Source organism: Paenibacillus sp. FSL K6-0108, assembly GCF_045040695.1.
Classification (GTDB): domain Bacteria; phylum Bacillota; class Bacilli; order Paenibacillales; family Paenibacillaceae; genus Paenibacillus; species Paenibacillus pabuli_B.
In genome coordinates this window covers 779,721-803,059 of the sequence record NZ_CP150288.1, presented here as the reverse complement: position 1 = coordinate 803,059, position 23,339 = coordinate 779,721, and the positions used below count along the sequence as shown (strand labels likewise).

General features: G+C 47.7%; 24 protein-coding genes. 3 read left to right on the top strand and 21 right to left on the bottom strand.

All coding sequences use genetic code 11. The features are described 5' to 3' along the window. Nucleotides 1–95 precede the first annotated feature (95 nt). The 3 genes from MHB49_RS03920 to MHB49_RS03910 form a co-directional block, all read right to left on the bottom strand. Nucleotides 96–1,346 (bottom strand): ABC transporter permease, encoded by a 1,251-nt coding sequence (locus tag MHB49_RS03920; protein ID WP_405155112.1) that lies wholly within the window; start codon nt 1,344–1,346, stop codon nt 96–98. Nucleotides 1,347–1,363: 17 nt separating this feature from the next. Further along, nucleotides 1,364–2,089 carry an ABC transporter ATP-binding protein gene (locus MHB49_RS03915; RefSeq protein WP_405155111.1) on the bottom strand — a complete coding sequence of 242 codons (726 nt, stop codon included), beginning with the start codon at nt 2,087–2,089 and terminating at the stop codon, nt 1,364–1,366. Nucleotides 2,090–2,487: 398 nt separating this feature from the next. Next, a complete protein-coding gene (locus tag MHB49_RS03910) occupies nt 2,488–3,807 on the bottom strand; it encodes an MFS transporter (protein ID WP_405155110.1) in 1,320 nt (439 codons plus the stop codon). Between the two features lie 434 nt (nt 3,808–4,241). Between MHB49_RS03910 and MHB49_RS03905 the strand changes: the two genes are divergently transcribed. Next, complete coding sequence (locus MHB49_RS03905; protein WP_405155109.1) at nt 4,242–4,703, top strand: MarR family winged helix-turn-helix transcriptional regulator; 462 nt, start codon at nt 4,242–4,244, stop codon at nt 4,701–4,703. An 83-nt stretch (nt 4,704–4,786) separates the two neighbouring features. Here the strand turns inward: MHB49_RS03905 and MHB49_RS03900 are convergent, their stop codons facing one another. The 5 genes from MHB49_RS03900 to MHB49_RS03880 all read right to left on the bottom strand — a co-directional run bounded on the left by MHB49_RS03900 (nt 4,787) and on the right by MHB49_RS03880 (nt 8,235). Next, nucleotides 4,787–4,972, bottom strand: coding sequence for a hypothetical protein (locus tag MHB49_RS03900; RefSeq protein WP_247900631.1), 186 nt, complete (start codon nt 4,970–4,972; stop codon nt 4,787–4,789). 31 nt (nt 4,973–5,003) lie between these two features. Then, nucleotides 5,004–5,489 carry a hypothetical protein gene (locus tag MHB49_RS03895; RefSeq protein WP_405155108.1) on the bottom strand — a complete coding sequence of 162 codons (486 nt, stop codon included), beginning with the start codon at nt 5,487–5,489 and terminating at the stop codon, nt 5,004–5,006. A gap of 118 nt (nt 5,490–5,607) precedes the next feature. Then, nucleotides 5,608–7,134 carry an MDR family MFS transporter gene (locus MHB49_RS03890; RefSeq protein ID WP_405155107.1) on the bottom strand — a complete coding sequence of 509 codons (1,527 nt, stop codon included), beginning with the start codon at nt 7,132–7,134 and terminating at the stop codon, nt 5,608–5,610. Between the two features lie 33 nt (nt 7,135–7,167). Beyond that, a complete protein-coding gene (locus tag MHB49_RS03885) occupies nt 7,168–7,740 on the bottom strand; it encodes a GNAT family N-acetyltransferase (protein WP_405155106.1) in 573 nt (190 codons plus the stop codon). 198 nt (nt 7,741–7,938) lie between these two features. After that, complete coding sequence (locus tag MHB49_RS03880) at nt 7,939–8,235, bottom strand: hypothetical protein (RefSeq protein ID WP_247900628.1); 297 nt, start codon at nt 8,233–8,235, stop codon at nt 7,939–7,941. A gap of 186 nt (nt 8,236–8,421) precedes the next feature. On the opposite strand from MHB49_RS03880, the gene MHB49_RS03875 reads away from it, so the two are divergent. Beyond that, entirely contained in the window at nt 8,422–8,910 is a 489-nt protein-coding gene (locus tag MHB49_RS03875; RefSeq protein ID WP_064642430.1) for a GAF domain-containing protein, read from the top strand. A 156-nt stretch (nt 8,911–9,066) separates the two neighbouring features. On the opposite strand, the gene MHB49_RS03870 is transcribed toward MHB49_RS03875, so the two are convergent. From MHB49_RS03870 to MHB49_RS03840, 7 genes are all read right to left on the bottom strand, one after another. Then, a complete protein-coding gene (locus tag MHB49_RS03870) occupies nt 9,067–9,888 on the bottom strand; it encodes a TipAS antibiotic-recognition domain-containing protein (RefSeq protein WP_405155105.1) in 822 nt (273 codons plus the stop codon). Between the two features lie 304 nt (nt 9,889–10,192). Next, nucleotides 10,193–11,617, bottom strand: coding sequence for an aldehyde dehydrogenase family protein (locus tag MHB49_RS03865; protein ID WP_405155104.1), 1,425 nt, complete (start codon nt 11,615–11,617; stop codon nt 10,193–10,195). An 87-nt stretch (nt 11,618–11,704) separates the two neighbouring features. Beyond that, complete coding sequence (locus MHB49_RS03860; protein WP_405155103.1) at nt 11,705–12,127, bottom strand: universal stress protein; 423 nt, start codon at nt 12,125–12,127, stop codon at nt 11,705–11,707. A 19-nt stretch (nt 12,128–12,146) separates the two neighbouring features. After that, a complete protein-coding gene (locus tag MHB49_RS03855) occupies nt 12,147–13,367 on the bottom strand; it encodes an MFS transporter (protein ID WP_247900624.1) in 1,221 nt (406 codons plus the stop codon). A gap of 181 nt (nt 13,368–13,548) precedes the next feature. After that, entirely contained in the window at nt 13,549–13,989 is a 441-nt protein-coding gene (locus MHB49_RS03850; RefSeq protein WP_247900623.1) for a MerR family transcriptional regulator, read from the bottom strand. Nucleotides 13,990–14,238: 249 nt separating this feature from the next. Then, nucleotides 14,239–14,598, bottom strand: a complete 360-nt coding sequence (locus MHB49_RS03845; protein WP_405155102.1) for an SdpI family protein — start codon at nt 14,596–14,598, stop codon at nt 14,239–14,241. 100 nt (nt 14,599–14,698) lie between these two features. Continuing rightward, nucleotides 14,699–17,107 carry a heavy metal translocating P-type ATPase gene (locus MHB49_RS03840; RefSeq protein WP_405155101.1) on the bottom strand — a complete coding sequence of 803 codons (2,409 nt, stop codon included), beginning with the start codon at nt 17,105–17,107 and terminating at the stop codon, nt 14,699–14,701. A 264-nt stretch (nt 17,108–17,371) separates the two neighbouring features. Here MHB49_RS03840 and MHB49_RS03835 point away from each other — a divergent pair, with 264 nt between their 5' ends. After that, nucleotides 17,372–17,743: a metalloregulator ArsR/SmtB family transcription factor gene (locus tag MHB49_RS03835; RefSeq protein ID WP_053779670.1), complete on the top strand. Its 372-nt coding sequence runs from the start codon at nt 17,372–17,374 to the stop codon at nt 17,741–17,743. Between the two features lie 139 nt (nt 17,744–17,882). Here the strand turns inward: MHB49_RS03835 and MHB49_RS03830 are convergent, their stop codons facing one another. From MHB49_RS03830 to MHB49_RS03805, 6 genes are all read right to left on the bottom strand, one after another. After that, complete coding sequence (locus tag MHB49_RS03830; RefSeq protein WP_405155100.1) at nt 17,883–19,043, bottom strand: AI-2E family transporter; 1,161 nt, start codon at nt 19,041–19,043, stop codon at nt 17,883–17,885. 345 nt (nt 19,044–19,388) lie between these two features. Beyond that, complete coding sequence (locus tag MHB49_RS03825) at nt 19,389–20,423, bottom strand: LLM class flavin-dependent oxidoreductase (protein WP_247900620.1); 1,035 nt, start codon at nt 20,421–20,423, stop codon at nt 19,389–19,391. A gap of 164 nt (nt 20,424–20,587) precedes the next feature. Then, nucleotides 20,588–20,899, bottom strand: coding sequence for a helix-turn-helix transcriptional regulator (locus tag MHB49_RS03820; RefSeq protein WP_063567799.1), 312 nt, complete (start codon nt 20,897–20,899; stop codon nt 20,588–20,590). 92 nt (nt 20,900–20,991) lie between these two features. Beyond that, nucleotides 20,992–21,573, bottom strand: coding sequence for an NAD(P)H-dependent oxidoreductase (locus MHB49_RS03815; protein ID WP_405155099.1), 582 nt, complete (start codon nt 21,571–21,573; stop codon nt 20,992–20,994). A 187-nt stretch (nt 21,574–21,760) separates the two neighbouring features. Continuing rightward, the gene (locus MHB49_RS03810) at nt 21,761–22,183 is read right to left on the bottom strand and encodes a MarR family winged helix-turn-helix transcriptional regulator (RefSeq protein WP_405155098.1); all 423 of its coding nucleotides are present in this window, start codon (nt 22,181–22,183) and stop codon (nt 21,761–21,763) included. Between the two features lie 379 nt (nt 22,184–22,562). Beyond that, nucleotides 22,563–23,240, bottom strand: coding sequence for an NAD(P)H-dependent oxidoreductase (locus MHB49_RS03805; protein WP_405155097.1), 678 nt, complete (start codon nt 23,238–23,240; stop codon nt 22,563–22,565). Nucleotides 23,241–23,339: the final 99 nt, after the last annotated feature.

Here is a 23,339-nt window from a genome sequence, read left to right as displayed (position 1 = left end):
TGCGAGAGCTGATCCCTTACTTTCAAAATGGTAAGATCCGTCTCCTATAGCATGGTCAGTTACTTCATCTGATATGCTACTTCACAAGGAAGAATTTAAGCAGATTGGATGTAACGAACCCAGCCTGTTATAGACAGGACGAATAGGCCAAATGCCACTACAGCCGCAGCTGTAAATATACCTTCGAGCCAGCCCAGCCAGGCTGCACCTAGTGAATATCCCATCAGAATCCCGATTGGAACGTATAACATTCGGACCATGGTCACACCTGCACGATTTAACGCCTCCGAATCGTAGGATACGAGCTGAACATAGTCCGAGGTTGCAAATACTTCCCATGAACGATAGAAGAGCACACTCAGCATGATGACTAACAATCCACACACAATGACATTGACCGGAAAGGGCGGCAAAGCAACGGCAGCAATGGACAGGCCTCCGATCTGTAAATACAGCTTCATGGTCGATGAGTTACGAAAAAATGCCTTGAATGCCGTCTCCGCTGTCCGATTAGAGATGGAACGATGACGCAGCAGCTTGCGCGGCTTGCGGAAGATCATCGTCCGTGTACGCGGTGCTTTCGGCTTGGTGATGGATCTGCTTAGTAAAAGTGCAGTAAACTTCAGCCTTTCCCGTAAATCCTCTCTCACATCGCCCTCAAAGGTTCCCTTCATCTCCAGCCTCATTCGACCAACCATAATCAGAAGGAGGATTGCGACCACGATGCCTGCAACCAATGACCAAATGTGTCCATGCATCCAGGACGTTACCCCAATCGTGATGATGCCCATTGCGATTACCAAAGGAATCATGCGAAGCCAGCGTCTCCACCCGGTATAACGCACTTTCGTCATATGGAGCACAATAACCTGAAATGAAGCTACTGTGCCAAACCAAATCGCTATTAGTGCGATATGAATAAATGACATGTCATACACACGGGACCATAGTGGTGAGGTCAACACCATAATGGCAATCATTTTACCCAGATGCTGCAAACAAGCCCGGTAGATCCCCTGTCTCATCAATGTGCGCATCCACAGTGATCTTGACTTTAGGAATAACACATCCGCTTCCTCTACAAATATAAGAATCCCACCTGTAAGCATTACGAGGTCGATTATTCCTGTAAGTGTCGGCAGCGTTAATCCGGTTGCCCATGATGGCAGCGGTTTGGACCATAAACTTGCATACCATCCGCTAAAATACAGCAGACCCGGAACAAGCAGGTATACCCATACCGTCCAATCTACTACCAGTTTCAGGTTTTTCAACTGTTCATTGAAGTGCTCCTTGCGCCTGCGTCTATATAAGCGAAGGGGTGTGTATGCTTGAAAGCTCTCCATCTCTTTTCCCCCTCCGTTTAGGATGTCAGTGTGTCAAAACAATCAAACAACGAGGCATCCGGCAAATCTGCGGCTGCACGGATTTCGTCCAGTGTTCCTTCGGCAGCGGATCGCCCGGAGTGGATAAGAATAAAACGATCACAGATTCGCTCAGCGGTATCCAGTACATGCGTTGACATAAGTACACCTGCACCACGGCGGCGCTCATCGTCCAGCAATTTCAAAAAATCCTTGGTTGCTCGTGGATCCAGTCCGATGAAAGGCTCGTCCACAATATATACATCCGGCGAGGACAGGAAGCCGATCATCAGCATCATTTTCTGCCGCATGCCCTTGGAGAAACTGGCCGGGAGATCATTACGAACATGATCCATACCGAAACGAACCAACAGCTCCTCCGCCCTGGCGACAAAAACATTTTCCTCCATCTCGTAGGCGGCCGCAGCCAGGTCGAGATGTTCCCACAGGGTCATATATTCGTAAAAAACAGGTTGTTCCGGTATATAGGCATAGCGTCCCTCTTCACCAATGGTTACTTCATAATTTGCGTGCTCAAGCAGGCCAAGCATCGTTTTGATCGTCGTGCTTTTGCCAGCACCATTCGGTCCAATAATGCCCACCAATTCCCCCGGTGCCACATGTAATCGGATGTTTCTTATCGTGGATTGACCGGCCTCATATCCTGCTTCCGTAATATGTACGTCCAATATGGACTCCTGTACAGCTGTATTTTCGTTTTCCATATCATTCACTCCCTGTCCTATCAGGTGCTTGTTCGGTTCTTTATTGATATTGTAATCGAGTTCGTGAGGAATTGTTTGATCATTTTGAGCTTTTGTATAATGATTTTACACCGTATTCCTTTAATGCAGAGGGCATCGCAAATATATTAAAGGACCATTCAATAATGCTGTAACATAATTTAGTATAAACGAAAAAAAGCAGGGGTTCCGGAACCCCTGCTTCTTTATATTACAGTGAAAATCTCATATTACCGATTTGACTCCACCACAGTTGAAGACGTTTGATCAAACGCTTTTCTCCAAAAAGTTTAAATTTTATATGAAATTCCTGCCAAGGGATATTCCTTTCTCTACCTCTGAAACTAAGGTGTTTGCAAACTCGCTTCACTCATCTGAAATCATGAATTTGCTGCAACTCTGCTATCCATGTCGTGCTTTTTTTGTCTGCGAATCACTACATAAATCACACCGAGTAACGTCAGCAAAATGCCTGAGCAGATAAAAGCCGGAATAACTCCGAATGAAGTGACCAGCAATCCACCTACCACCGGGCCCATGATGTTACTCGCCGTCATAACGCTGCCAACCGTTCCAAAGACACGCCCTGTCATGGATTCAGGTGTTTGCTCCTGAAGCAGAATCTGGAACGGAACAATGGCAAACCCAACACCCACACCTGCCAAGGCAAATAACGATATCAGCAGCAAATTGGCACCAATCCCTGCATGCGGCCATACGCCAACGATCATTCCTACTCCACCAATGACAAGACCCATTAATGATGTTCCAAGCCCCATTTTGATGACATGCCCTGCCCTTTTCCATTTCTGAACACTCATCGCCGCAATTAACGTCCCTACCCCGCTGGCCGCGACGCACCATCCGAGCAGATCACTTGAAATGCCGGGAAGCTGTCTGAACAGGACTACCGTCTGTGAATCCGCAAATTGCAGAAACAGAAGGGCTGATGCAAGCAGAAACAGCGAGGTACCCACATGAGGAAGAGAAGCGAGCATACGGATGCCTTCGATTGTATCTTTCAAAAACGTAGTTTTTTTACCTGCTTGAGCAACAACTGCTGCCTCTTCCCTTACTTGTTCTACGTTCTGATTTGCGGATTGGATCACTCGTGCTCCAGGAATCCATAGCAAAATAATGCCGGAGATCAGAAAGGACGCAGAATCCAATGCAAAACACCATGTGATTCCAAAAACAGCAACCAACAGGCCGCCAAGTGCCGGACCGATAATTTTGGACATCTGTTCAATCACCGAGCTGATCGATACCGCTTGCCCCAATTGATCCTGCGGTACAATCTCTTTCAGCTTGCCGTTCTTGGCCGGTGAGAACACCACATCGAACAAAGACTTGAGAATAAGTAATACATACACATGCCAAATTTGATCGGCAAAAATGAGCCCGCCAACAATCACAATCCGCGCTCCATCAGCAACAATCATCAACCACTTCCGATTCACCCGGTCCGCGAGCGCCCCTGCGAATGGACCCGTCAGCAAGACAGGCAATGCTGCACAGAGCGTAGTAAACGTAATCTCCCACGGCGTGGCATTCCAGCGAATACCCACCAGCGTGAGGATTGCCAGCAGATGCAGCCAGTCACCCAGATTGGAAATGGCCTGCGCAGCCATCAACGTTATGAAAGACCGATTGTGCCTCAAGGATCTTGGTTCTTGCATCGTTAATTCGTTTGTCATCATTCTTCTCCTCCGCCCTCAACCCATTCATGATATGGATTTATTATAGAGAGCAGGCTGAGCCCCCACCTCCTGCCAGAGACGGAGAAGAATCGGCGCCTTCAGAATGATTTTTTCGAGGACAGAAATAACTTGAAGAAGTGCCACGTTCGCTTTTATCCCCGGATTTTCCCCCTTGAAAAGGGAATCCCAAAAATCTGGGGATAACAGCAATCGGAAGGTTGTTCTGTCAGCGCAGTGACAAGTGTAAATTTTCTTTAGTTCAATCTATATAGACAAAAAATGATTAAATTTTAATTGCTAAAAATGCAAATCTTGTGACATATCGCATGTTTTTCACACCAACAGACGCTTACAATAAAAACATGGCGAACCTTTGAATCGTCAAATGTAAATTCATTATCAATTTCAAACTAATCTGAAAAGGCGGGATCAGCATGCTGGAATTACAGGAAATCGGAACCGAACGTTCTCTTCATCTGTACCGCACCTTGGCCCAGACATTTAAGAGCGTGAATGAACACGCTGTATCCGGAAGCAAAGTGCATGGCTTCAACCCCACCGCTTACGGGGTGCTCGAAGTGTTATATATGAAAGGAGCACAGCCTATTCAACAAGTTGGTGCACAGCTTCTGCTGCAAAGCGGGAATGTCACTTATGTCATTGACAAGCTGGAGCAAAAAGGACTTTTGCATCGAAAACACTGTCCGCAGGACAGACGCATCATTTTTGTAGAACTGACCGAGGAGGGCCAGCGTACCATGGATGACATTTATCCAGGCTACGCACACAAAATAGATCGTGCTGTCAGCGGACTGAGCGAGGATGACAAAATATTGCTGTCTGAGCTGTTGGAAAGGCTTGCACTCGGTGCAGATCGTTTATCTGCAAACGGCTAAGGCCAGTCCCACATCAACTGATACAACTTAAAAATAACCGGTCCGCCTAAATAGGCGGTACCGGTGTTAATCGTGTTTGTTAATCAAAAATACAGGATCCACATCAACACCGTGAGGGCTGCGACGACCAATCCACCTGCAATCAGCAAATCGACAACGTATCTGGACAGATCTGAGCGACTATGCCCCTCAATCTCCCTCTGAGTCTCTTCATACTTGCGTTTGGCTTCATCTTCCTTCGACGAATTCAGATTATTGGGAAACATCATCCTCACCTCTACTCCCAATGAGATATCTATATTATTTTGTGTTGGTTTGCGCCTGATTACGGGCTCTATTCCATATCCATCCCAAACCGGATTGCCACAACAAAAATACAAAGGTTGTTATTACTACGTATGGATAAGCGCCGACATACTGAAAGGCATCCATTTTGAACACAAAAATGGCGAACAACAGCGCACTGCCTAAACCAAGAAGAAAATAAACTAAGATTGTACATATCACCTTGGTTATATGTCCTTTCATTTTCAGGGAAGCAAGCACACTGTCCGCAATTAACGATAAAGGCAGGATCAGAAACAGAAGAACAGCCAGGTTGATAAGAATGCTTATGATCAATGTATACCAGAAGGGATAGTAATATGTATGTTCCGCTCGTTCCGCCAAGGGAACATATTTCATGAGTCCGACAACGATGGAAAGCGAGACGCAGGTTATAAGGACTGCCAGCAGCTTAATTGGAAAGTGTACATATCGGTACGATTGCAGGGATTGCTTACTCATCTTAACTTGCCTCCCACTCCATGACTGTAAATTATAGATAATCTCTCCTAGAAAATAATAACAAAAAAGCAGCTGAGAAACAGCTGCCTTGATTCAATAATTATTCTTTTCACTTCGTTTACTTCCCAGAAGTCTGCGCTTGCGGCGGAGCATCTGCATCTTCGGGAACGATCAACCGTTTGCGCAAGGCCAGAGTCGTCACCCACGAGATTATAGCGATGACAAACATGATGACGAACAACGAGTGCAGACTTCCTTCCAGCACATTACGCAGCAGTGCCCATTTTTCATCCGACAGAGCAGCTTCCGTATGCGGAGCAAGCAGTTGGTTCAGATCTCCATCCGAGATCCCCGCTTCAGCCAGGTGCTGCTCGCTTGACAACGTTGATATTCGGTAATTCAACCATGTGCCGAAGGCTGCTGCACCAATGGTTTGTCCAAGCGTACGCATAAAGGTATGCAGCGCCGTGGAAGATCCACGTTCCTTATATCCGACAGATGACTGCGCAATAATGGTGAATATGGTGAACGCAAATCCGAAGCCAAGTCCGTAAATAAAAGTCAATATGAACAGCACGGCTTGGGGTGAGGTCCCACCAACCAAGAAGAGTCCTCCCGATCCGATGGCGATTCCGGTTAATCCAATCACCGCTGTTAAGCGTGATCCAATCTTCATCAACAGACGGCCGGCAACAACACTGCCGATCAGCCAGCCAACAGACATCGGTGCAAGCAACAATCCGGATTCTGTCGCGTTACCGCCCCGAACCCCCTGGACCCATAGTGGCAAATAACTGGTTAGGCCAATCATCAGGGTACTTGTGAGTAATCCGGCAATATTCGCCACCCGGATGTCACGAATACGGAACAGATGGAGAGGAACCATCGGGGCCTGGGCTCTTTTTTCCACCACAAAAAATAAAATCATAAACAAAATAGCTACAATACTCAGTCCCACAATAATGGGAGAACTCCAGGCATAATACTGACCACCCGCGGACAGTACAAAGAGCAATGCGGTGATACCGACCGTAAAGGTCAACGCACCCATATAGTCAATTTTCGCGGTACGCGGAGACATTTCTTCCTTCAAATAACGAAATACAAACCACATTGCCAGCAGTCCGAACGGCACATTGAAGCCAAAGATCCACTGCCATCCCAGATTGTCTACGAAATAACCGCCCAGCAGTGGTCCAGCCAGAGATGAAATGCCCCATACGGAGCTGATCCAGCCCTGTATTTTGCCCCTTTCTTCAATACGGTAGATGTCACCGATGATGGTAAACGTAACTGGAACAACCGCACCCGCTCCAATCCCTTGAATCGCCCGAAAAATAATTAATTGCTCCATGTTCTGCGATAGACAGCAAAGAAGCGAGCCTAGTAAAAATAAGGCACAGCCAATCAGGAATACTGGCTTTCGTCCGTATATATCACTGATTTTACCGAAAATCGGCGTACTCACAGCCATTGTTAACAGATAAGCAGTGAAAATCCAGCTCAACAGCTGCACACTTCCCAGTTCACTGACAATGGTTGGCCCTGCCGGACCAATAACTGTACCTTCAATTGCAGACAAAAAAGTCGCCAGCAGCAATCCCGCCAGGATGAAACTGCGGTTCAAACCTCTGGTTGCATTCACACGAACCCTTCTCTCTTTAAATCGTTCTAATCTCTATTTATCTCCCTTACGCAAAAACTCATCGTACAGCAAGGAATACATGACCATATCCTTATATCCGGTAGACGTATGCTGCACCTGACGCAGCAGGCCTTCCCGCGTGAAGCCGCGGTTCGCCAGAAACTCTCCCGAAGCGAGATTACGTGGATCAACCAGCGCTTCAATCCGATTAAGACCCATCGTCTCGTACCCGAAGGGCAGCATAACCGAAAATGCTTCCGTCATATAACCATGACGCCAATAGTCGCGCCCCAGTTCATAACCGATCTCCCCACGAAATGCGCCTTCAAGCTGCCACGTGTTATATCCGCAGCTTCCGATGAGCTGGCCCGTTTCCTTGAGTTCAATGCCCCAGCGAATCGCCTCCTCTTCTCCTGCCATATGATTCAGCAGCCCAATCATATCCGCAGCCTCACTTGTCCCAATCATGGGCGCCAAATTCATATAACGGGTCACTTCCCGGTCTGACCAGCAAGCGAACATCTGGGCCGCATCCCGGCGGCGCATTTTGCGCAGACGCAGTCGCCCTGTCTCTAGTTCGGGAATTCTCCCTTTGCATCTATACATGAAAAGACACTCCGATCCGATCTATCCCACAGACCTCATATTCATTAGCCATCTAACCATAACCTGCGCCGAATGGCAACAGTTCAGTCAGTGTAATTACGTTAAAAAACCGGGCTGCTTCCGCTCCCGGTCTTGCTGTTCGTATGGTTCAATTCAAGTTCACATCATATTTCGGCATATCCTATCCAAAAATTAGGTTCAGGCTGTAGACGTCTTTTGGTCCCTTGCCAGCAATTCATCACTAACCCGGCCTAACACGGCTATGATATCCTTAAATTCCTCAATACCAGTCCCGGTAAGACTCCATTGATCTCCGTGGGCCGTCAGGAAGTTCTCCTGTGTCAGATGTTCAAGCTCCTGCTTGATCTCCCGTTCTCCAACGCGATATCCCCGTTCTTCCAATAGAGGCAATGCGTCGCTAATGGTTAAATCCTGATTCTGGGCCAAATATAGAAGATGAATTCGTACAAAAAGATTCTGTACCTCTGCATGCATAAGCCAAGCTCCTTCCCGGGTTGTAGCCCGCCGTGGTTGCTAAGTAATTACCCCACGCAGGAAGATGAGAAACAACAGGCATATTAGGGCATGACCTGCTCTTTCCGAAATCCTCCGCTTGACTAACCGCAAACTCTGCACTATCTTGAAAATAAGTATCATTTTTGCTCGGGAGGGTGATTCATCATGTTTCAAGCTGTTTCTTATGAAGGAACACGAAGCGAGCAGCAAACCGCCGTCCTGGGACAGTTAAGCGCTCTGATCCGCGATGAACCTAGCGCCATTGCCAATCTGGCAAACGCTGCGGCGCTGCTCAATGTATTTATGACCGATACCAATTGGGTCGGATTCTATCTGTATGATGGAAAAGAACTTGTACTCGGTCCATTCCAGGGACTGCCTGCCTGCATCCGTATTCCACTTGGACGTGGTGTATGCGGCACCTCTGCTGCGGAACGACGTACGATGGTCGTTGAAGATGTTCATGCTTTTCCAGGCCATATCGCCTGTGATGCCGCATCGAACAGTGAAATTGTTGTACCCATTATCAAAAACGGCGAATTGTACGGAGTGCTCGACATCGACAGCCCGCTGAAGAATCGTTTTGACGATGAAGACCGCGTCTTCCTGGAAAAGGCGGTAAGTCTGATTACAGAACAGTTGGAACTATCCTGACTGCCTGAAGTACGGTCCGTAAGCCGAATAGAGTTCCATCGGCTTACGATGATGTACAATAACAAAGAGCGCACTCCTCCTTGGAGGATCTGCGCTCTTTGTTATGATTATTTTTCTTCACACCCATGTTCTGCTCGCCCATAACATTTTATGCATCTAGGATAAATCCTGTTCCGCCTTAATCATCATCCCGTCACGCAAAAACTCGGCCAACTCGGGGTGGTAACCATCATACATCTGGCGGAAATTTTTGTGCTCGACATACAGATTGGCCAAATCACGGTAAATCTCGGCCGTTGGGGTGTAATAACCCTTGATCCACTCAAGATGTCTGCCAATAATCTGTTGTACCTCCGAACTTTCGGGTGTTAAACCATCCTCAATGGCCGCCTGCAAATCCAAATGAATTCGGTCTATTTTCGCCTGTGAATCGAGAAAATCTTCCTTTGATTTCATCTCCTGAGCCTCAGGTAGTGTGGAGCGCTCCGGCTCATTCGCATTGTACTTCTGACTCGTCTCTGTTGTCCGCATCTGTTCAGAATAGTCATTCTTCGCCGCATGATCAGAGGTCGTTTCATTCATTAAAAGCGGGTGTCGCCCCTTATTGGAAAAACCAGCGTACAGTTCATGTTCATCCATGTCCTGCTCTCCACGTAAATGGGAGATGGTTTTGTCCAGTGTCTGAATCAATCCATGCAAATGAAGCGCCTTCTCCAACATCTCAATCCGATGCTGCTGCATGATACGGATCATATCACGGGGAGCATCCCTGAGCATGGGGCCGATCTCTTCCTCCTCCATGCCTACCTCTTTACAAAACAGAATCTGCTGCAATCTCAGCAGCTCCCGCTTCTCATAGTAGATATCCTCATCTTGACCCACAAAGGCAGGATTCAATAGACCCTTCTCTGCGTACTGCCCCAATTCACTTAGACTTACACCGGACATCCCGGATACATCTTCCATGGAATATGCCATTTTGAATACACCTCCTGTCTGTCCTGCAGCTCCCAGGCTCAGGCTTGTTCATACTGTATTTTATTTATAGTTTAAGTGTTGGATTTTAAGACTTTCGACAATTTTGCACCCAGATTCGAGGTATGATAAGTATTTATACCCTTCTCATCGGATGTGAACCCGCGGTCAGTGAAAGAATGGCTATGTATTTTTGTTACGGAATGGACCGGATATAAACAGAAAAAATCCTGGACCCGCTGACGTGGGCACAGGATCATCTTGCTCTATTTTTCACCCAGGTGTCTGCTCACCCTGAGGTTGTAGCTTAATTTTTGTTAAACATGACAAACTTCAATTCCGTCATTTCCTCAACGGCATATTTGACACCTTCACGACCCATCCCGCTCTGCTTCACACCACCATATGGCATATGATCCACACGGAATGTAGGAATATCGTTAATCATCACTCCGCCAGCTTCGATGTGGTCCGCTGCATGCAATGCGGTATGAATATCATTGGTGAATACACCTGCCTGCAGACCATAGATGGAATCATTCACATGCTCAATGCCTTCTTCAACCGAATCCACTGTATTAATGACAACAATCGGCGCAAATACCTCCTGGCAAGACACTTTGGCATCCCGCGGAACGTTAACAAGCACGGTTGGACGCAATACGCCTCCCTCGGCTTCGCCGCCTGCCGCCACCTCAGCGCCTGCCTGCTTCGCTTCATCGATCCAATCCAGCGTACGCTGTACATCCTTGGATGTGATGAGCGCAGACACAACGGTATCCGGATTCAATGGGTCTCCAACTATGACTTTTTGGGCTGCTTCCGCAAAACGACGAATGAATTCATCCGCGATCGTGCTATGCACATAAATCCGCTGGAGCGAGATACACACCTGACCTTGGTAAGTAAACGCTCCGGTCACACATCTCGGTACCACCTTGTCCAAATTGGCATCTGCGTCTATAATAACGGCTGCGTTGGACCCCAGCTCCAAGGTTACGCGTTTCAGTCCGGCTTTGCTGCGAATGCTGGTGCCTACAGCGGGGCTGCCTGTAAACGTAATATGGGCCACGGCAGGATGCTCTACTAGCACATCACCAATCGTTTTGCCGTCACCGCTCACCACATTCAATGCGCCATCCGGTAATCCGGCTTCCTGAAGCAGACTGGCGATATAATACGAAGACAGCGGCGTCTGCTCCGCAGGCTTCAGCACAATCGTATTGCCTGCCGCCAGTCCCGGACCTACTTTGTGAGCCACCAGGTTCATTGGAAAATTAAACGGCGTAATGGCTCCAATAACGCCCAAAGGCTGCCGCATCGTGTAGCCTACACGTCCTTCCCCGCCTTTGGCTGCGTCCATGGGCACGGTTTCTCCGGTGAGCCGCTTGGCTTCCTCTGCGGCGAAACGATACGTTTCCACGGTACGATCCACCTCGGCAAGCGCCGCAGTAATCGGCTTCGCTGCCTCCAGCGCAATAATCCGTGCCGCTTCTTCCTTGCGCTCTTCCAGCAGGGTGGACAGCTTGTAAAGGATGTCTGCACGCTGGTGGGCAGGCATTCTGCGCATCTCTTTGCCTGCCTGAACTGCGGCGGCAATCGCTGCTTCGACTTCCTCAGCTGACGCCGAGGCTACTTCTGCCAGTGTTTCTTTCGAGTACGGTGCCTGAAGTGTTATATAGTCTACTGATTCGGCGGGCTTGCCCCCGATGAACAGATGTTGTTTTTTCATTGCTGTATCCTCCATTCATGTTTAACGCAGCGTTCCCCCATACCTATTAATACACCACTTTAACAGCATCAACACAAGTCACTCTTCTTATTTGACAGTCATCACCGGACTTCCTGCCTGTTTCAATACACCGTGGCTGACACTGCCCACCACAATTTCAGCGAGTACGCTTTTTCCGGCCGTTCCCATTACAATGAGATCACAATCTCTATCCTTCGCTACACGGCAGATCTCATTCACGGGATCACCAGCAATCAGCAACGTTTCATAATGAACAGAGCGAGCAGCTAACAATTCATTAACAGGTTGTATAATATGCTGCCCTTCTTCAGCGATCCGGGCTTCCAGATCCACACCCAGTGCGGGCTCATTCAGCGAGATCGAAGGATTAACGTGTACGATGATCAAGGAAGCCGGTTGTTTCAAACTTTCTGCCAGATCAACAGCTTGCTCCAAAGCCTTGTGTGCATGATCCGACCCATCGACAGCAACCAATATTCGTTTCAGCATTTTCCATTCCTCCTGTTCATTAATGATGCGTAATGGCAGCATCGATATCACGCAGATGTCTGCGGCGTACCAGAAGCACAACGACCCCGATCAGAACCATCAAAGCGCCAAAATAAAACGGTGTCTCCGGCAGGAACCACTCGGATAATTTACCAGCAAGCCAAGGTGCCAGCGCACCGCCAAGGAACCGGACAAAGCTGTAGGCAGCCGATGCCACAGAGCGTTCCACTGGCGCAGCTTCCATAACTGCCGTTGTAATTAACGTGTTGTTAATCCCGAGGAAAATCCCGGCAACGATAACAGCTACGATAACGGTTGTGGATGATCCCATTACCGTACCTACCGCCATCACCAGCAAATCAAGAGCAAATAGCGTCAGCATAACGCTCATGGAAGGAACCGATCCGAATCGGCGTTGCAGTCTTGGGGCGACAAATACAGACGTAATCGCCAGCATCAAACCCCAACCGAAGAATACATACCCGAGTCCGTGCTCATCCAGATTCATAACATAAGGTGAATAAGCCATCAAGGTAAAGAAACCAAAGTTATACAGGAAGGCCGTAATCGCCAATGTTTTCAGTGAAGGATAGCCCAGAGCCTTGAACGGATCGGACAAGGAGCTGCGTGTTTTCGGTTTGGCCATCTTGGGCAGCATAAACATAATACTGATAAAAGCAATCGCCATCAGAACAGCTACACCATAGAACGGGCCACGCCAGGAGATGGAACCCAGTTCACCACCGAGCAGTGGACCAACGGCAATCCCCAAACCAAGCGCTGCTTCGTATAAAATAATCGCTTTGGCTGTCCCCGAAGTGGACAGTCCTACAATAGCGGATAATGCAGTTGCGATGAACAGGGCATTCCCCAGTCCCCAACCACCACGGTAACCGACGAGTGCACCTACAGTGTCAGACGTCCCGCCGAGGAAAGAGAAAACAATGATCAGCAAAATCCCGCTGAGCAGCGTCCACTTCACACCAATCCGGCTGGATACAACACCAGTAATCAGCATGGCTACCCCGGTAACTGCGTTATAACTTGTAAACAATAAAGATACCTGGCTTTTGGAAGCATGCAGTTGATCCGCAATGGCAGGCAAAATCGGGTCAACCAGTCCCAGTCCCATAAATGAGATGATACAGGCGAAGGCTACTGCCCATACCGCTCTGGGCTGGGATAATAGACCTCCACGGGATGACGGCAATTCGTCAGGTAATGAGGGTTCTCTTTTCATACGTAATTCCTCCTGGTTCATGATTTATGTTGTGAAACAAATTGCGAAAAACAATGAAATATCATCTTTATTTTCAGAAATACAGGAATGAAAACGGCACAAATGACACCGGATCGCCCGGTGCTTGTTGTGAAATGCGCATTCATTATTCTGCATCTTTCGATTCCATTCAAATTCTTAATTATGTGTCATTCTCGTGCCCTTCCAATCGTCGAATGCCGTTCTGAACTCGTTCACGCAATTCCTCCAGTTCCGCCTGCACGGCATGAATGCTCTGAAGTTTCTGCTCAATCAGTTGCAGCTGGTCATCCAGCGTCGTTTCCATCTTGGTGAGCTTCTCGATCCGCTCTCTCACTTCAGTGGTCTGCTGGTAGTCAAAACGCTGTTCGTTCAGCGCATCCGCCGTTGCCACATAGGTATGCAGCTCCTGAAGCGAGAAACCAAGCACTTCCTTCGCTCGAACTACTTTTTTCAAATAATCAATATCTTCCCGAGTGTATAATCGTGTGCCACCGTCCGTCCGCTGAGGTGAAGGCATAACACCAATCTCTTCGTAATACCGAATGGTACGCTTGGTCAAACCACATTCCTTGGCTACGTCATCGATTTTATATAAACTCATTTCCTTCACCTCACTTTCATTATATGTCTATAATGTTATGTACATAATTATATATACTATTAACGTTAACGTCAACGTTAGATTTAGGACTCGAATATGTAGTATGTCTCAAACATGGACAGATTATCTGCGTGGTATTTTTTGCAATTCGTTGTTAAAAGTATTTCACTGTTATTTTCCGCCTCTATAAGATGCAAAAAAGATCCGCTTTCGCGGATCTTTTCAGAATGTTGAAGACGCATCATGCCTTTATGCACCTTGTTCCTTCTGTTCCTCTTGCTGTACACGCTGCATTTGCTTCAAACGGCCTTCGACTCTGGTAAACAGCCTGAATGTATAGAATCCTGTAGCCACAAGACTTAGAACCAAAGCTCGTACATCCGTAAGCCAAAAACCAATTATGCCGAATACCGTAATAATCACACCAAACTGCATCATTAGATTGGCGCTATAACGTTGCGCTTCTTCCCATAACTCGGGATGACTCATTGCTCGCGGAGTACGATAACCATAAATGCCATTAATCCTTTTCGGCGGCTTTTTGTACACCATTAATCCCAGAATGAAATAGCACACTCCGCATATAATCCCAACTACTGCTCCTGCCACAATGTTCTCCCCTAACTCCATTAAAAATACACCAAAGATATTAAAACAAAAAAACGGCTCTACGTATATACGAAGAGCCGTCCGGATCGTTTCGTAAAACTTAGATGTCCTTCACGCGCAGTACACGCATGGCGTTCAGGACTGCCAGCACGGTCACCCCTACATCAGAGAATACCGCTTCCCACATGGTGGCAATTCCGAACACACCCAGCAGCAGGAAGATCGCTTTGACACCCAACGCAAAACCGATATTTTGCCAAACAATGGTTCGTGTGCGTTTGGCAATCCGGATTGCACTTGCCAGTCTGGATGGTTCATCCGTCATGATGACAACGTCTGCCGCCTCAATCGCAGCATCCGAACCGAGTCCGCCCATCGCTACACCTACATCGGCACGCGCGAGCACAGGTGTATCGTTAATGCCATCACCCACAAACACCATTTTCTCCTTCGGCGATTTGGCAGCTTCGAGACGCTCCAACTGTTCGACTTTATGCTGAGGCAGCAGCTCAGCGTAGACTTCATCAACACCCAGCTCACGTCCTACAGCTTCACCAACAGCCTTGGCATCGCCGGTCAGCATGACCGTTTTGCGAATACCGAGCTTCTTGAGTGCCTGAATGGCTGCCGCTGCGTCATCCTTCACCTCATCGGCAATGATCAGGTGACCGACATACGAACCCGATTCGGCAACGTGCACCACTGTGCCTACGGTTTGTGGAGTCGTGTAGGAGATACTTGCCTGTTCCATTAATTTGGCGTTACCCGCAAGCACTTCACGCCCATCCACACGGACCTTGATGCCATGCCCCGCAACCTCATCGTAACTATCCACACCCTGAGTCCGGATATCCTTTGCCCAGGCTGCGCGAATGGATTCAGCAATCGGATGATTGGAATGGGCCTCGGCAATTGCGGCAAGCTCCATCAATTCATCTTCGTTACGCCCACCTTCAGGGCGAATAGCTGTTACTTTGAAAACACCTTTGGTTAGTGTACCCGTTTTATCAAAAACAACAACTTTAACATCGTTCAGTGCTTCAAGGTAGTTACTTCCTTTGATGAGAATCCCGTTACGTGATGCAGCTCCGATGCCGCCAAAGAAACCAAGCGGAATGGAAACAACTAGTGCGCATGGACAAGAGATCACGAGGAAGACCAGTGCACGATAGATCCAATCGGCGAAGGTCGCACCACTAAGCACCAGCGGCGGAACAAGTGCAATCAACGCGGCAAGAATGACAACAACCGGTGTATAATAACGGGCGAATTTGCTAATAAAATGTTCCGTTTTGGCTTTGCGGCTGCTCGCATTCTGCACCAGGTCCAGAATTTTGGATACCGTGGATTCACCAAAAGTTTTTGTTACTTCAATCGTTAACATTCCGTTTTTGTTCACGAACCCACTCAGTACATCACTGCCGGGTTCCAGTTCACGCGGAACGGACTCACCTGTCAGAGCGGACGTGTCTACCATGGAACGACCTGCTTTAACGATCCCGTCTAGGGGTACCCGCTCACCCGCTTTGACCACGATGCGATCTCCAATGCGTACTTCGTCCGGAGATACCCGCTTGGTTTCTTCTCCCGCGCCAATCAGCATATTGGCATAGTCCGGGCGAATATCCATAAGCGACTGGATCGACTTCCTTGAGCGGTTGACCGCCAGCCCCTGAAACAGCTCACCGAGCTGATAGAAGAGCATGACCGCAACACCTTCTGGGTATTGCCCGATGGCAAAAGCACCAATCGTCGCCACAGACATCAGGAAGTATTCATCGAATACCTGACCGCGAATGATATTTTTGAACGCCTGGAGAACGATATCTCCCCCTGCGATCAGATAAGCAACAACATAGAGTGCAAGCTGTGCCCATCCTTCCAGTGGAGACCAGATCGCTGCTGCCACCAGAACGGAGCCTGCCGCCAGGCGTGCCAACAGCACCTTCGTCTGCCCGGCGCCATGTTCATGCGAGTGTCCGGCATGCGCATCATGATCGTGACCGTCTGCATGAACGTGATCATGTCCGGCATGACTTTCATGATCATGCGCGTGGTCATGTGCTTCGTGATGATGACCGTGGTCATGGGCATGATCATAGGCATGCGGTCCAGGTTGATGGCTATGGTTATGGCTATGACCATCATGCTCGTGGCTATTCGAAACATGTTCATGCGTGTGGTTCCCGTTGCCTGCGTCTGCGTGCACATTGCCGTTGGTGTGGTTTATTGAATCAGCAGCCCCACGACTTCCTTGTGATGATTTACCTTTTTCCGAGATACGAATATGCGGCTCCAGCCGAAGCACCTTGCGCTTCGCTTCTTCCACGACCTGCTCATCCATATCGGATGTGGTGTGCATGGATAAGGTTTTAGTTACAAAATTAACGGAGCAATCGGTAATGCCTTTAATCTTTTTGACGCCATTTTCAATCTTCAATGCGCAGTTCGCGCAATCCAATCCATCCAGCAGCAGTTCCCTTTTCACCTGTTCCTGTCCGGTTCCCATGTGAACTCTCCCCTTTGCAGTACGTAAAACAAAATTATCCGTAATGTTTTTGATCTTATAATCAATATATGAGCAATCATTCATATGTTTTGTTAACCCTATTATATGCACGCTTAAACATGAGTGTCAACAATTCCAGTTGATTTTTCATACAGAATATGCTAATAGTAATCATTTCGCTTTAGACGTTTTTTGGATATAATAGGCTTATTGAAGAATATTTGACCAGATCAAAGGTTGAGTTCATATAGGTGGTGATAGGAAATGGAACAACCGGTTAAAGCTCCAGCCGAATGCGACGCGGCCTGCTCTGGAACAGAGGCTGACGTGCAGACCATTCGTGCTTCTCTCATGGATCGCGAAACCTCATCCGAGATGGCTGATTGGTTCAAGGCTTTCAGCGACCCGACACGGCTTCGTATTATTGATGCGCTGTTGCAGAAGGAATTATGTGTGCACGATCTGACGGTGCTGCTCGATATGGGACAGTCGGCCATTTCGCACCAGCTGCGATCACTCCGCAACATGCGGATTGTCAAGCGGCGCAAAGAGGGCAAGACCGTGTATTATTCTCTGGATGATGCACACATTGAGCAGATTTTCCTGCAGACGCTTCAGCATATTAAACATGGCTAGGCATTAGCCTGCCTGTTCACACAACAGAACCCCCGCCTCTCGGCTGTTAGCCGATGGACGGGGGTTCTGTTGAATAAGGGCACCGTTTTGCCAAAAGAAAAGTTAGTCACAGGTCCAGCAAAGAGCTTGCCCACTCCGGTCACAATAGATTGTTATTCTTCGGATCATATAGACCGGATCGATCCTTGAACCAGTTGAAGATATGCGACACACATACTTTCAGCACCGCGTATCCCGGAACGGCCAGCAGAATGCCCACCACACCGAACAGATTGCCTGAAGTCAGAATGACAAAGATAATCGTAATCGGGTGAATTTTGAGCGTTTTGCCCATAATCTGAGGTGAGATGAATTTACCCTCAATTAATTGCACGATCGTCCACACCGCCACCATCTTCAGCAGCATCACCGGGGAAGTCACCAGAGCCACGATTAACGCAGGCGTAATCGCGATTGCAGGTCCCAGGTACGGTACAACACTTGTGAATGATGCGATAATCGCAAGAATCAGCGCATAGTCCAGACCGATAATCATATAACCGATGTAGAGCAGAATACCGATGCAGAAGCTGACGATGATCTGTCCGCGAATGAACGAACTGATCTGGTGATTGATATCTTCCAGCACATGCATTGCACCTGTACGGCTCTTGATTGGCAGGAAAGACAGAATTTTCGCTGGAAGCTTCTTGCCGTCTTTCAACAGATAGAACAGGATAAACGGAACCGTAACAATGGACAGCACCGTCTCGGTGAACGCTCCGAGGAATCCGCCCAATTTGGTCCAGGTCGAATTCAGAATTTCAGTGGCTTTCTGGGAAATGGTGCCCCACCAGTCCTGGGCATTCAGATTCACCGTCTCCTGGAACTGACTAAACAGCTGGCTGCCCGTAAGTTCTTCAAATTGATGCTTTACCGTCTCACTGTACGTTGGAAAATTCTCGATCAGCCCCATGATCTGGTTACGCACAACCGGAATGACCGCCAGCACGACAACTGTCAAAATACCTCCGATAGCGAGATATAAAATCAGAATGGACCAGCCGCGCTTGATCTTCCATCGTTCCATCACATCCACAATCGGATTCAACAGGTAATAGAGAATACCCGACAGAATAATCGGCAGCACAATCGTCTTGATCAGCACTGCGAGCGGATGCAAAACAAAGGATACCTTGGTGAGAACCATTACGTTCAGTCCTACCAGCAGCAGAATTAACAGAAAAAGGACAAATTTGTTATTCAAAAAAAATCGCTTAAACCGATCCGGCCAAATGCGGGGTTGCTCGGGCTGCTCCATAGGCGTGTCTTCCTCTCTTATGTATCCTTTATCCAAGCATACGTTGTAAACCTATATGTTTCTTGTCTGCGCATAAAGTTGCTTGTACAAGCCAACATATGTATAACACACTGAATTTATACGTATGGCGCTGTTTAACCGTTTCAAATTAGACCGATAAGATTATTTTACCCTAAAAAGAATCTTCTGCCCCATACGTCTCCTTTGAAATTTGAAAAAAACCTACCAAAAAACGGCTCGCCTCCGAAGAGACCAGCCGTTAATATGTCAGCGCCATCCACATCTATGTTTACATCGAATATTGCGCCTTAACTTTAACTCTTTAGCTTTAGCTTTCACTTCCGTTTATGCTTTTCCCGCCAGTTGAGCGATCAGCTCATACGAGTGCAGACGTGCCTGATGATCATAGATCATCGACGTAATAATCAGCTCATCCGCTTGGGTCTGAGCAATAAACGATTCCAGTTGACCACGCACGGTCTCCGGAGAACCGTTCACAGCTGCTTTCAGCGTCTGCTCAACACCAGCTTTCTCGCGATCCGTCCATTTGCCTTCCATATCGGCTGGTGGCTGCACCAATCCGGTTGTGCCACGAATAATGTTCAGGAACTGCTGCTGCATCGTTGTACCAAGCCATGCGGCTTCTTCGTCGGTATCCGCAACGACTGCATTTACACCCACAATAACGTGGGGCTCTTTCAAGTGATCGGATGGCTGGAAACTGCTCCGATACGTTTCAAGTGCAATCCGGGTGTAATCCGGTGAGAAGTGGCTGGCAAAAGCAAACGGCAGTCCCAGCTGTCCAGCAAGACGAGCACTGAAATCACTGGAGCCGAGCAGGTAAATTGGGATATTTAATCCTTCGCCGGGTACAGCGCGAACAGGCGCATGATACGATGTAGCAGAAGCATCAAAGTATGCTCTAAGTTCAGCCAGCAGTTCGGGGAAGTCTTCACCGCTGTTCAGGTCTTTGCGCAAGGCAAGTGACGTACGACGATCACTACCCGGTGCACGGCCAAGTCCCAGATCAATACGGCCTGGATACAGGGATTCCAATGTGCCAAACTGCTCGGCAATGACAAGCGGCGCATGGTTAGGCAGCATGATACCGCCTGAACCGAGACGGATCGTCTTCGTTCCACCTGCAAGGTAACCAATGACAACCGAGGTCGCGGAAGAAGCGATGCCCGGCATGTTGTGATGCTCCGCTACCCAGTAACGGTGGTATCCCCAACGCTCCGCGTGCTGAGCGAGATCCAGACTGTTGCGAAGCGCATCCGCAGGCGTGGCACCCACAACAACAGGAGCCAAATCCAGAATGGACAATTTAACGTCGTTAATATGTTTTTTAGGGGATGAAGCTGTGTTGTCGGTAGACATAATAGAAAGTTCTCCTCTGTGAGTATATTTTTATTTTTGTATATCCAGATATATAGATGTAAAAGCACAAAAAAATGACGTGACAGCGCTGCTCCCCAAGCCGTTTACATCCGGACGGAATACCCGCCTGCACCTGCATTCTTGCTTCCGTCTCGGCGTCCGGCTTATAGCTCGTGCTGTACGTACTCGGCAAATTGACGAATGGTTTCTTCGTTGCGGCGATAATACGTCCACTGTCCCCTGCGCTCGGAGATCAGCAACCCGGCTTTGAGCATGGTCAGCAGATAGCTGGATATGACGGATTGAGCCAGTCCGGCCTTCACCTGAATCGTTCCAACACATATGCCGCTCTTTCCAGCATCCGGATGCTGGGATAATTCCAGCGGTGGAAAGTGCTGTTCCGGGTTTTTGAGCCACAACAGAATCTGTCGACGTGTCTCGTTGGATAATGCTTTGAATATGAGTATAGGTTCCATGGGTAGATTATACCGCCTTTCTTTCATTTTGCAAACCAAACAGACCGATTCGACGAACGAACCGGCCTGCCAATAAATACATGTGTATACGTTTAGAATTTGGTGCTGACCGTTTCTTTTACTTGTTCCAGCATGGACTGATAAGCCGATGTCTCCAAATAACCGATACTGCCGAAGAGCAAGTGATCTACCGTTTCAATACCTACAAAATCGAAGATACCGATATCAGAAGTCATTTTTATGCTGGCAGTCATGCCGATTTGGTTGTAAATTTCACTTGGTGTGCCGTGTGTGTTAATGATCAGACCTTTTTTGCCTGTCAGCAATTTCTCGATGCCTGCTTCACCCGACGCATAAGCGAAACCGTAGGCGAATACACGATCGACGTACCCTTTCATGATAGCGGGAAGACCTGTCCACCAGATCGGATAAATAAAGGTAATGGCCTCTGCTTCAGCAACAAATTGCTGCTCGGTTGCGATATCCTGCGGCGTCTGTCCTGCACGCATGGATGCTGTGTCCGCTGCGCTCAATACGGGCTGAAATCCAAGTGCGTACAAATCGCGTACAACGACTTCGTGCCCTTGAGCCTCAAGTGTTTCCACTGCGGTTTTCAAAATGGCATGGTTCAAGCTGTCTGTGTTCGGGTGTGCATATACGATTAGATGTTTCATAAGAAAAATCCCTCCAGGTTTATATATATTTCTTTTGCTGCCAAAGACTTAAATAGTACTCCGCAATATGCATAGATATCTATATATATGAGTAAAAAAAGGGAGGTGAAGCATTTTGCGTTTTTTTATCGTCCGATCGTCTCGGCCTGTTGATTTATGCAAAATGCTTATGGTTATATGGTTTTCGTTATAACTTGCGAACGATACCGGTCAACAAACTCTCCAGCTGATCCGCCTGATCGTTCGTCAAATGACCATATACCATCCCGTTAATCTGTTGTGATACCTGATGAAATACAGGCTCCAATTGCCGTCCCTGCTCTGTCAAACGAATCATCGTCACTCGGCTGTCTTCGGCACTCTTACTGCGTTCTACATATCCCAGCTTCTCCAGTTTGTTCACCAGTACGGTGACGGTTGGCTGGGTCCGATGGACTCGCTCCGCCAGCATCTTGATGGACAGTGCATCTTCACGGTAGAGGAACATCAGGATGTCACCGTGGGACGGGACAATTCCTGTAACATTATGCTGCTCCAGCTCCTGAACAATCTGTTTGTTAATGTGATCTCTGATTCTTGCGATCAGTGCAATTGCGTTGTATTTTGGCATGAGTTCACTATACATAGACATCTATGTATTTTCAAGCTTTTTTATCATAGGAAACTTTCGAATGGGTTTTCCCCCTCGCATCAAAGCGCTAACGAACCTACTGCACCTTAAAAGGTAAATAATCAGGGAACTCTAAATTTAACGAACCTCAGGGCAGTTATTCATTCATAAACTTAGCCACGGAACGTAAAGATCGACCCACTGGATGAAATAACATCTCTGTGATTCGTTACATCTCAGACCTATGTATATAGAAGCGAATAGCGTGTGCTCGGTTCATTAGAATAAAACAACAAAGGGTGGTCCCATATAATTTTTCAACTATATTGGACCGCCCCCGTTATGATTTATATATAAATAGAAGATCACACGTTAATCTTTAATCAATCCACTGCGTGATTTTATCCAGAGACTGACGGGATTTTTCGCGTGGTGGATCTTCCGCCCGATAACCAAAGGCAGCCATGACGGAAATATCCCATACTCCATCCTCTAACAGACCTTCCTCTTCCAGAATACGATGTACGTCTTCATAGATAAATCCTTCAATCGGGCAGGAGTCGATACCAATCAGCGCTGCCGCAGTCATCATATTACCGAGAGCGATATAAGTCTGTTTGGACGCCCAGTCAAATAAAGTACGCGGGTTCTCAAGCATTCGTTGGTTCTTTTGAAATTTGCCATAAGCTTCACGGGTCAACTCAAAAACGTCATTCGGCATACCCTTGATTTCCTTCAGCATATATTCCGCGTATGGCGAGTTATAACTCGCATCGGATCGCGCCAGAATGACAATAAAATGGCTTGCCGCCGCCAATTGTTTCTGAGCCCCGGAAGAAACTTCGGCCAGACGTTTTCGGAAATCCGGGTTTTGCACAATCAGAAATTTCCATGGTTCCAATCCGATCGAGCTTGGCGACAATCGTCCCGTTTCCAGAATATACTCGAAATCTTCTGCTGAAATGGTACGTGAAGCATCAAACTGTTTGGTTGCATGCCGAAAATGGTAAGCGTTCAAGACGTTTTCTTTTGTAATGGCATTTGCCGAGAATTCCATATGATCTGCACATCCTTTTTTTGTTTATGTTCATGTTTATGGTCTAAACCTGAATGACTTAGTATTATTTTAGATTCTATAATCAAAATATAAAAGTAC

What these genes read in the sequence shown, in the direction of transcription:
- MHB49_RS03920 (WP_405155112.1), bottom strand. Translation starts at nt 1,346, where the DNA reads ATGGAGAGCTTTCAAGCATACACACCCCTTCGCTTATATAGACGCAGG.
- MHB49_RS03915 (WP_405155111.1), bottom strand. Translation starts at nt 2,089, where the DNA reads ATGGAAAACGAAAATACAGCTGTACAGGAGTCCATATTGGACGTACAT.
- MHB49_RS03910 (WP_405155110.1), bottom strand. Translation starts at nt 3,807, where the DNA reads ATGATGACAAACGAATTAACGATGCAAGAACCAAGATCCTTGAGGCAC.
- MHB49_RS03905 (WP_405155109.1), top strand. Translation starts at nt 4,242, where the DNA reads ATGCTGGAATTACAGGAAATCGGAACCGAACGTTCTCTTCATCTGTAC.
- MHB49_RS03900 (WP_247900631.1), bottom strand. Translation starts at nt 4,972, where the DNA reads ATGATGTTTCCCAATAATCTGAATTCGTCGAAGGAAGATGAAGCCAAA.
- MHB49_RS03895 (WP_405155108.1), bottom strand. Translation starts at nt 5,489, where the DNA reads ATGAGTAAGCAATCCCTGCAATCGTACCGATATGTACACTTTCCAATT.
- MHB49_RS03885 (WP_405155106.1), bottom strand. Translation starts at nt 7,740, where the DNA reads ATGTATAGATGCAAAGGGAGAATTCCCGAACTAGAGACAGGGCGACTG.
- MHB49_RS03880 (WP_247900628.1), bottom strand. Translation starts at nt 8,235, where the DNA reads ATGCATGCAGAGGTACAGAATCTTTTTGTACGAATTCATCTTCTATAT.
- MHB49_RS03875 (WP_064642430.1), top strand. Translation starts at nt 8,422, where the DNA reads ATGTTTCAAGCTGTTTCTTATGAAGGAACACGAAGCGAGCAGCAAACC.
- MHB49_RS03870 (WP_405155105.1), bottom strand. Translation starts at nt 9,888, where the DNA reads ATGGCATATTCCATGGAAGATGTATCCGGGATGTCCGGTGTAAGTCTA.
- MHB49_RS03865 (WP_405155104.1), bottom strand. Translation starts at nt 11,617, where the DNA reads ATGAAAAAACAACATCTGTTCATCGGGGGCAAGCCCGCCGAATCAGTA.
- MHB49_RS03860 (WP_405155103.1), bottom strand. Translation starts at nt 12,127, where the DNA reads ATGCTGAAACGAATATTGGTTGCTGTCGATGGGTCGGATCATGCACAC.
- MHB49_RS03855 (WP_247900624.1), bottom strand. Translation starts at nt 13,367, where the DNA reads ATGAAAAGAGAACCCTCATTACCTGACGAATTGCCGTCATCCCGTGGA.
- MHB49_RS03850 (WP_247900623.1), bottom strand. Translation starts at nt 13,989, where the DNA reads ATGAGTTTATATAAAATCGATGACGTAGCCAAGGAATGTGGTTTGACC.
- MHB49_RS03840 (WP_405155101.1), bottom strand. Translation starts at nt 17,107, where the DNA reads ATGGGAACCGGACAGGAACAGGTGAAAAGGGAACTGCTGCTGGATGGA.
- MHB49_RS03835 (WP_053779670.1), top strand. Translation starts at nt 17,372, where the DNA reads ATGGAACAACCGGTTAAAGCTCCAGCCGAATGCGACGCGGCCTGCTCT.
- MHB49_RS03830 (WP_405155100.1), bottom strand. Translation starts at nt 19,043, where the DNA reads ATGGAGCAGCCCGAGCAACCCCGCATTTGGCCGGATCGGTTTAAGCGA.
- MHB49_RS03825 (WP_247900620.1), bottom strand. Translation starts at nt 20,423, where the DNA reads ATGTCTACCGACAACACAGCTTCATCCCCTAAAAAACATATTAACGAC.
- MHB49_RS03820 (WP_063567799.1), bottom strand. Translation starts at nt 20,899, where the DNA reads ATGGAACCTATACTCATATTCAAAGCATTATCCAACGAGACACGTCGA.
- MHB49_RS03815 (WP_405155099.1), bottom strand. Translation starts at nt 21,573, where the DNA reads ATGAAACATCTAATCGTATATGCACACCCGAACACAGACAGCTTGAAC.
- MHB49_RS03810 (WP_405155098.1), bottom strand. Translation starts at nt 22,183, where the DNA reads ATGCCAAAATACAACGCAATTGCACTGATCGCAAGAATCAGAGATCAC.
- MHB49_RS03805 (WP_405155097.1), bottom strand. Translation starts at nt 23,240, where the DNA reads ATGGAATTCTCGGCAAATGCCATTACAAAAGAAAACGTCTTGAACGCT.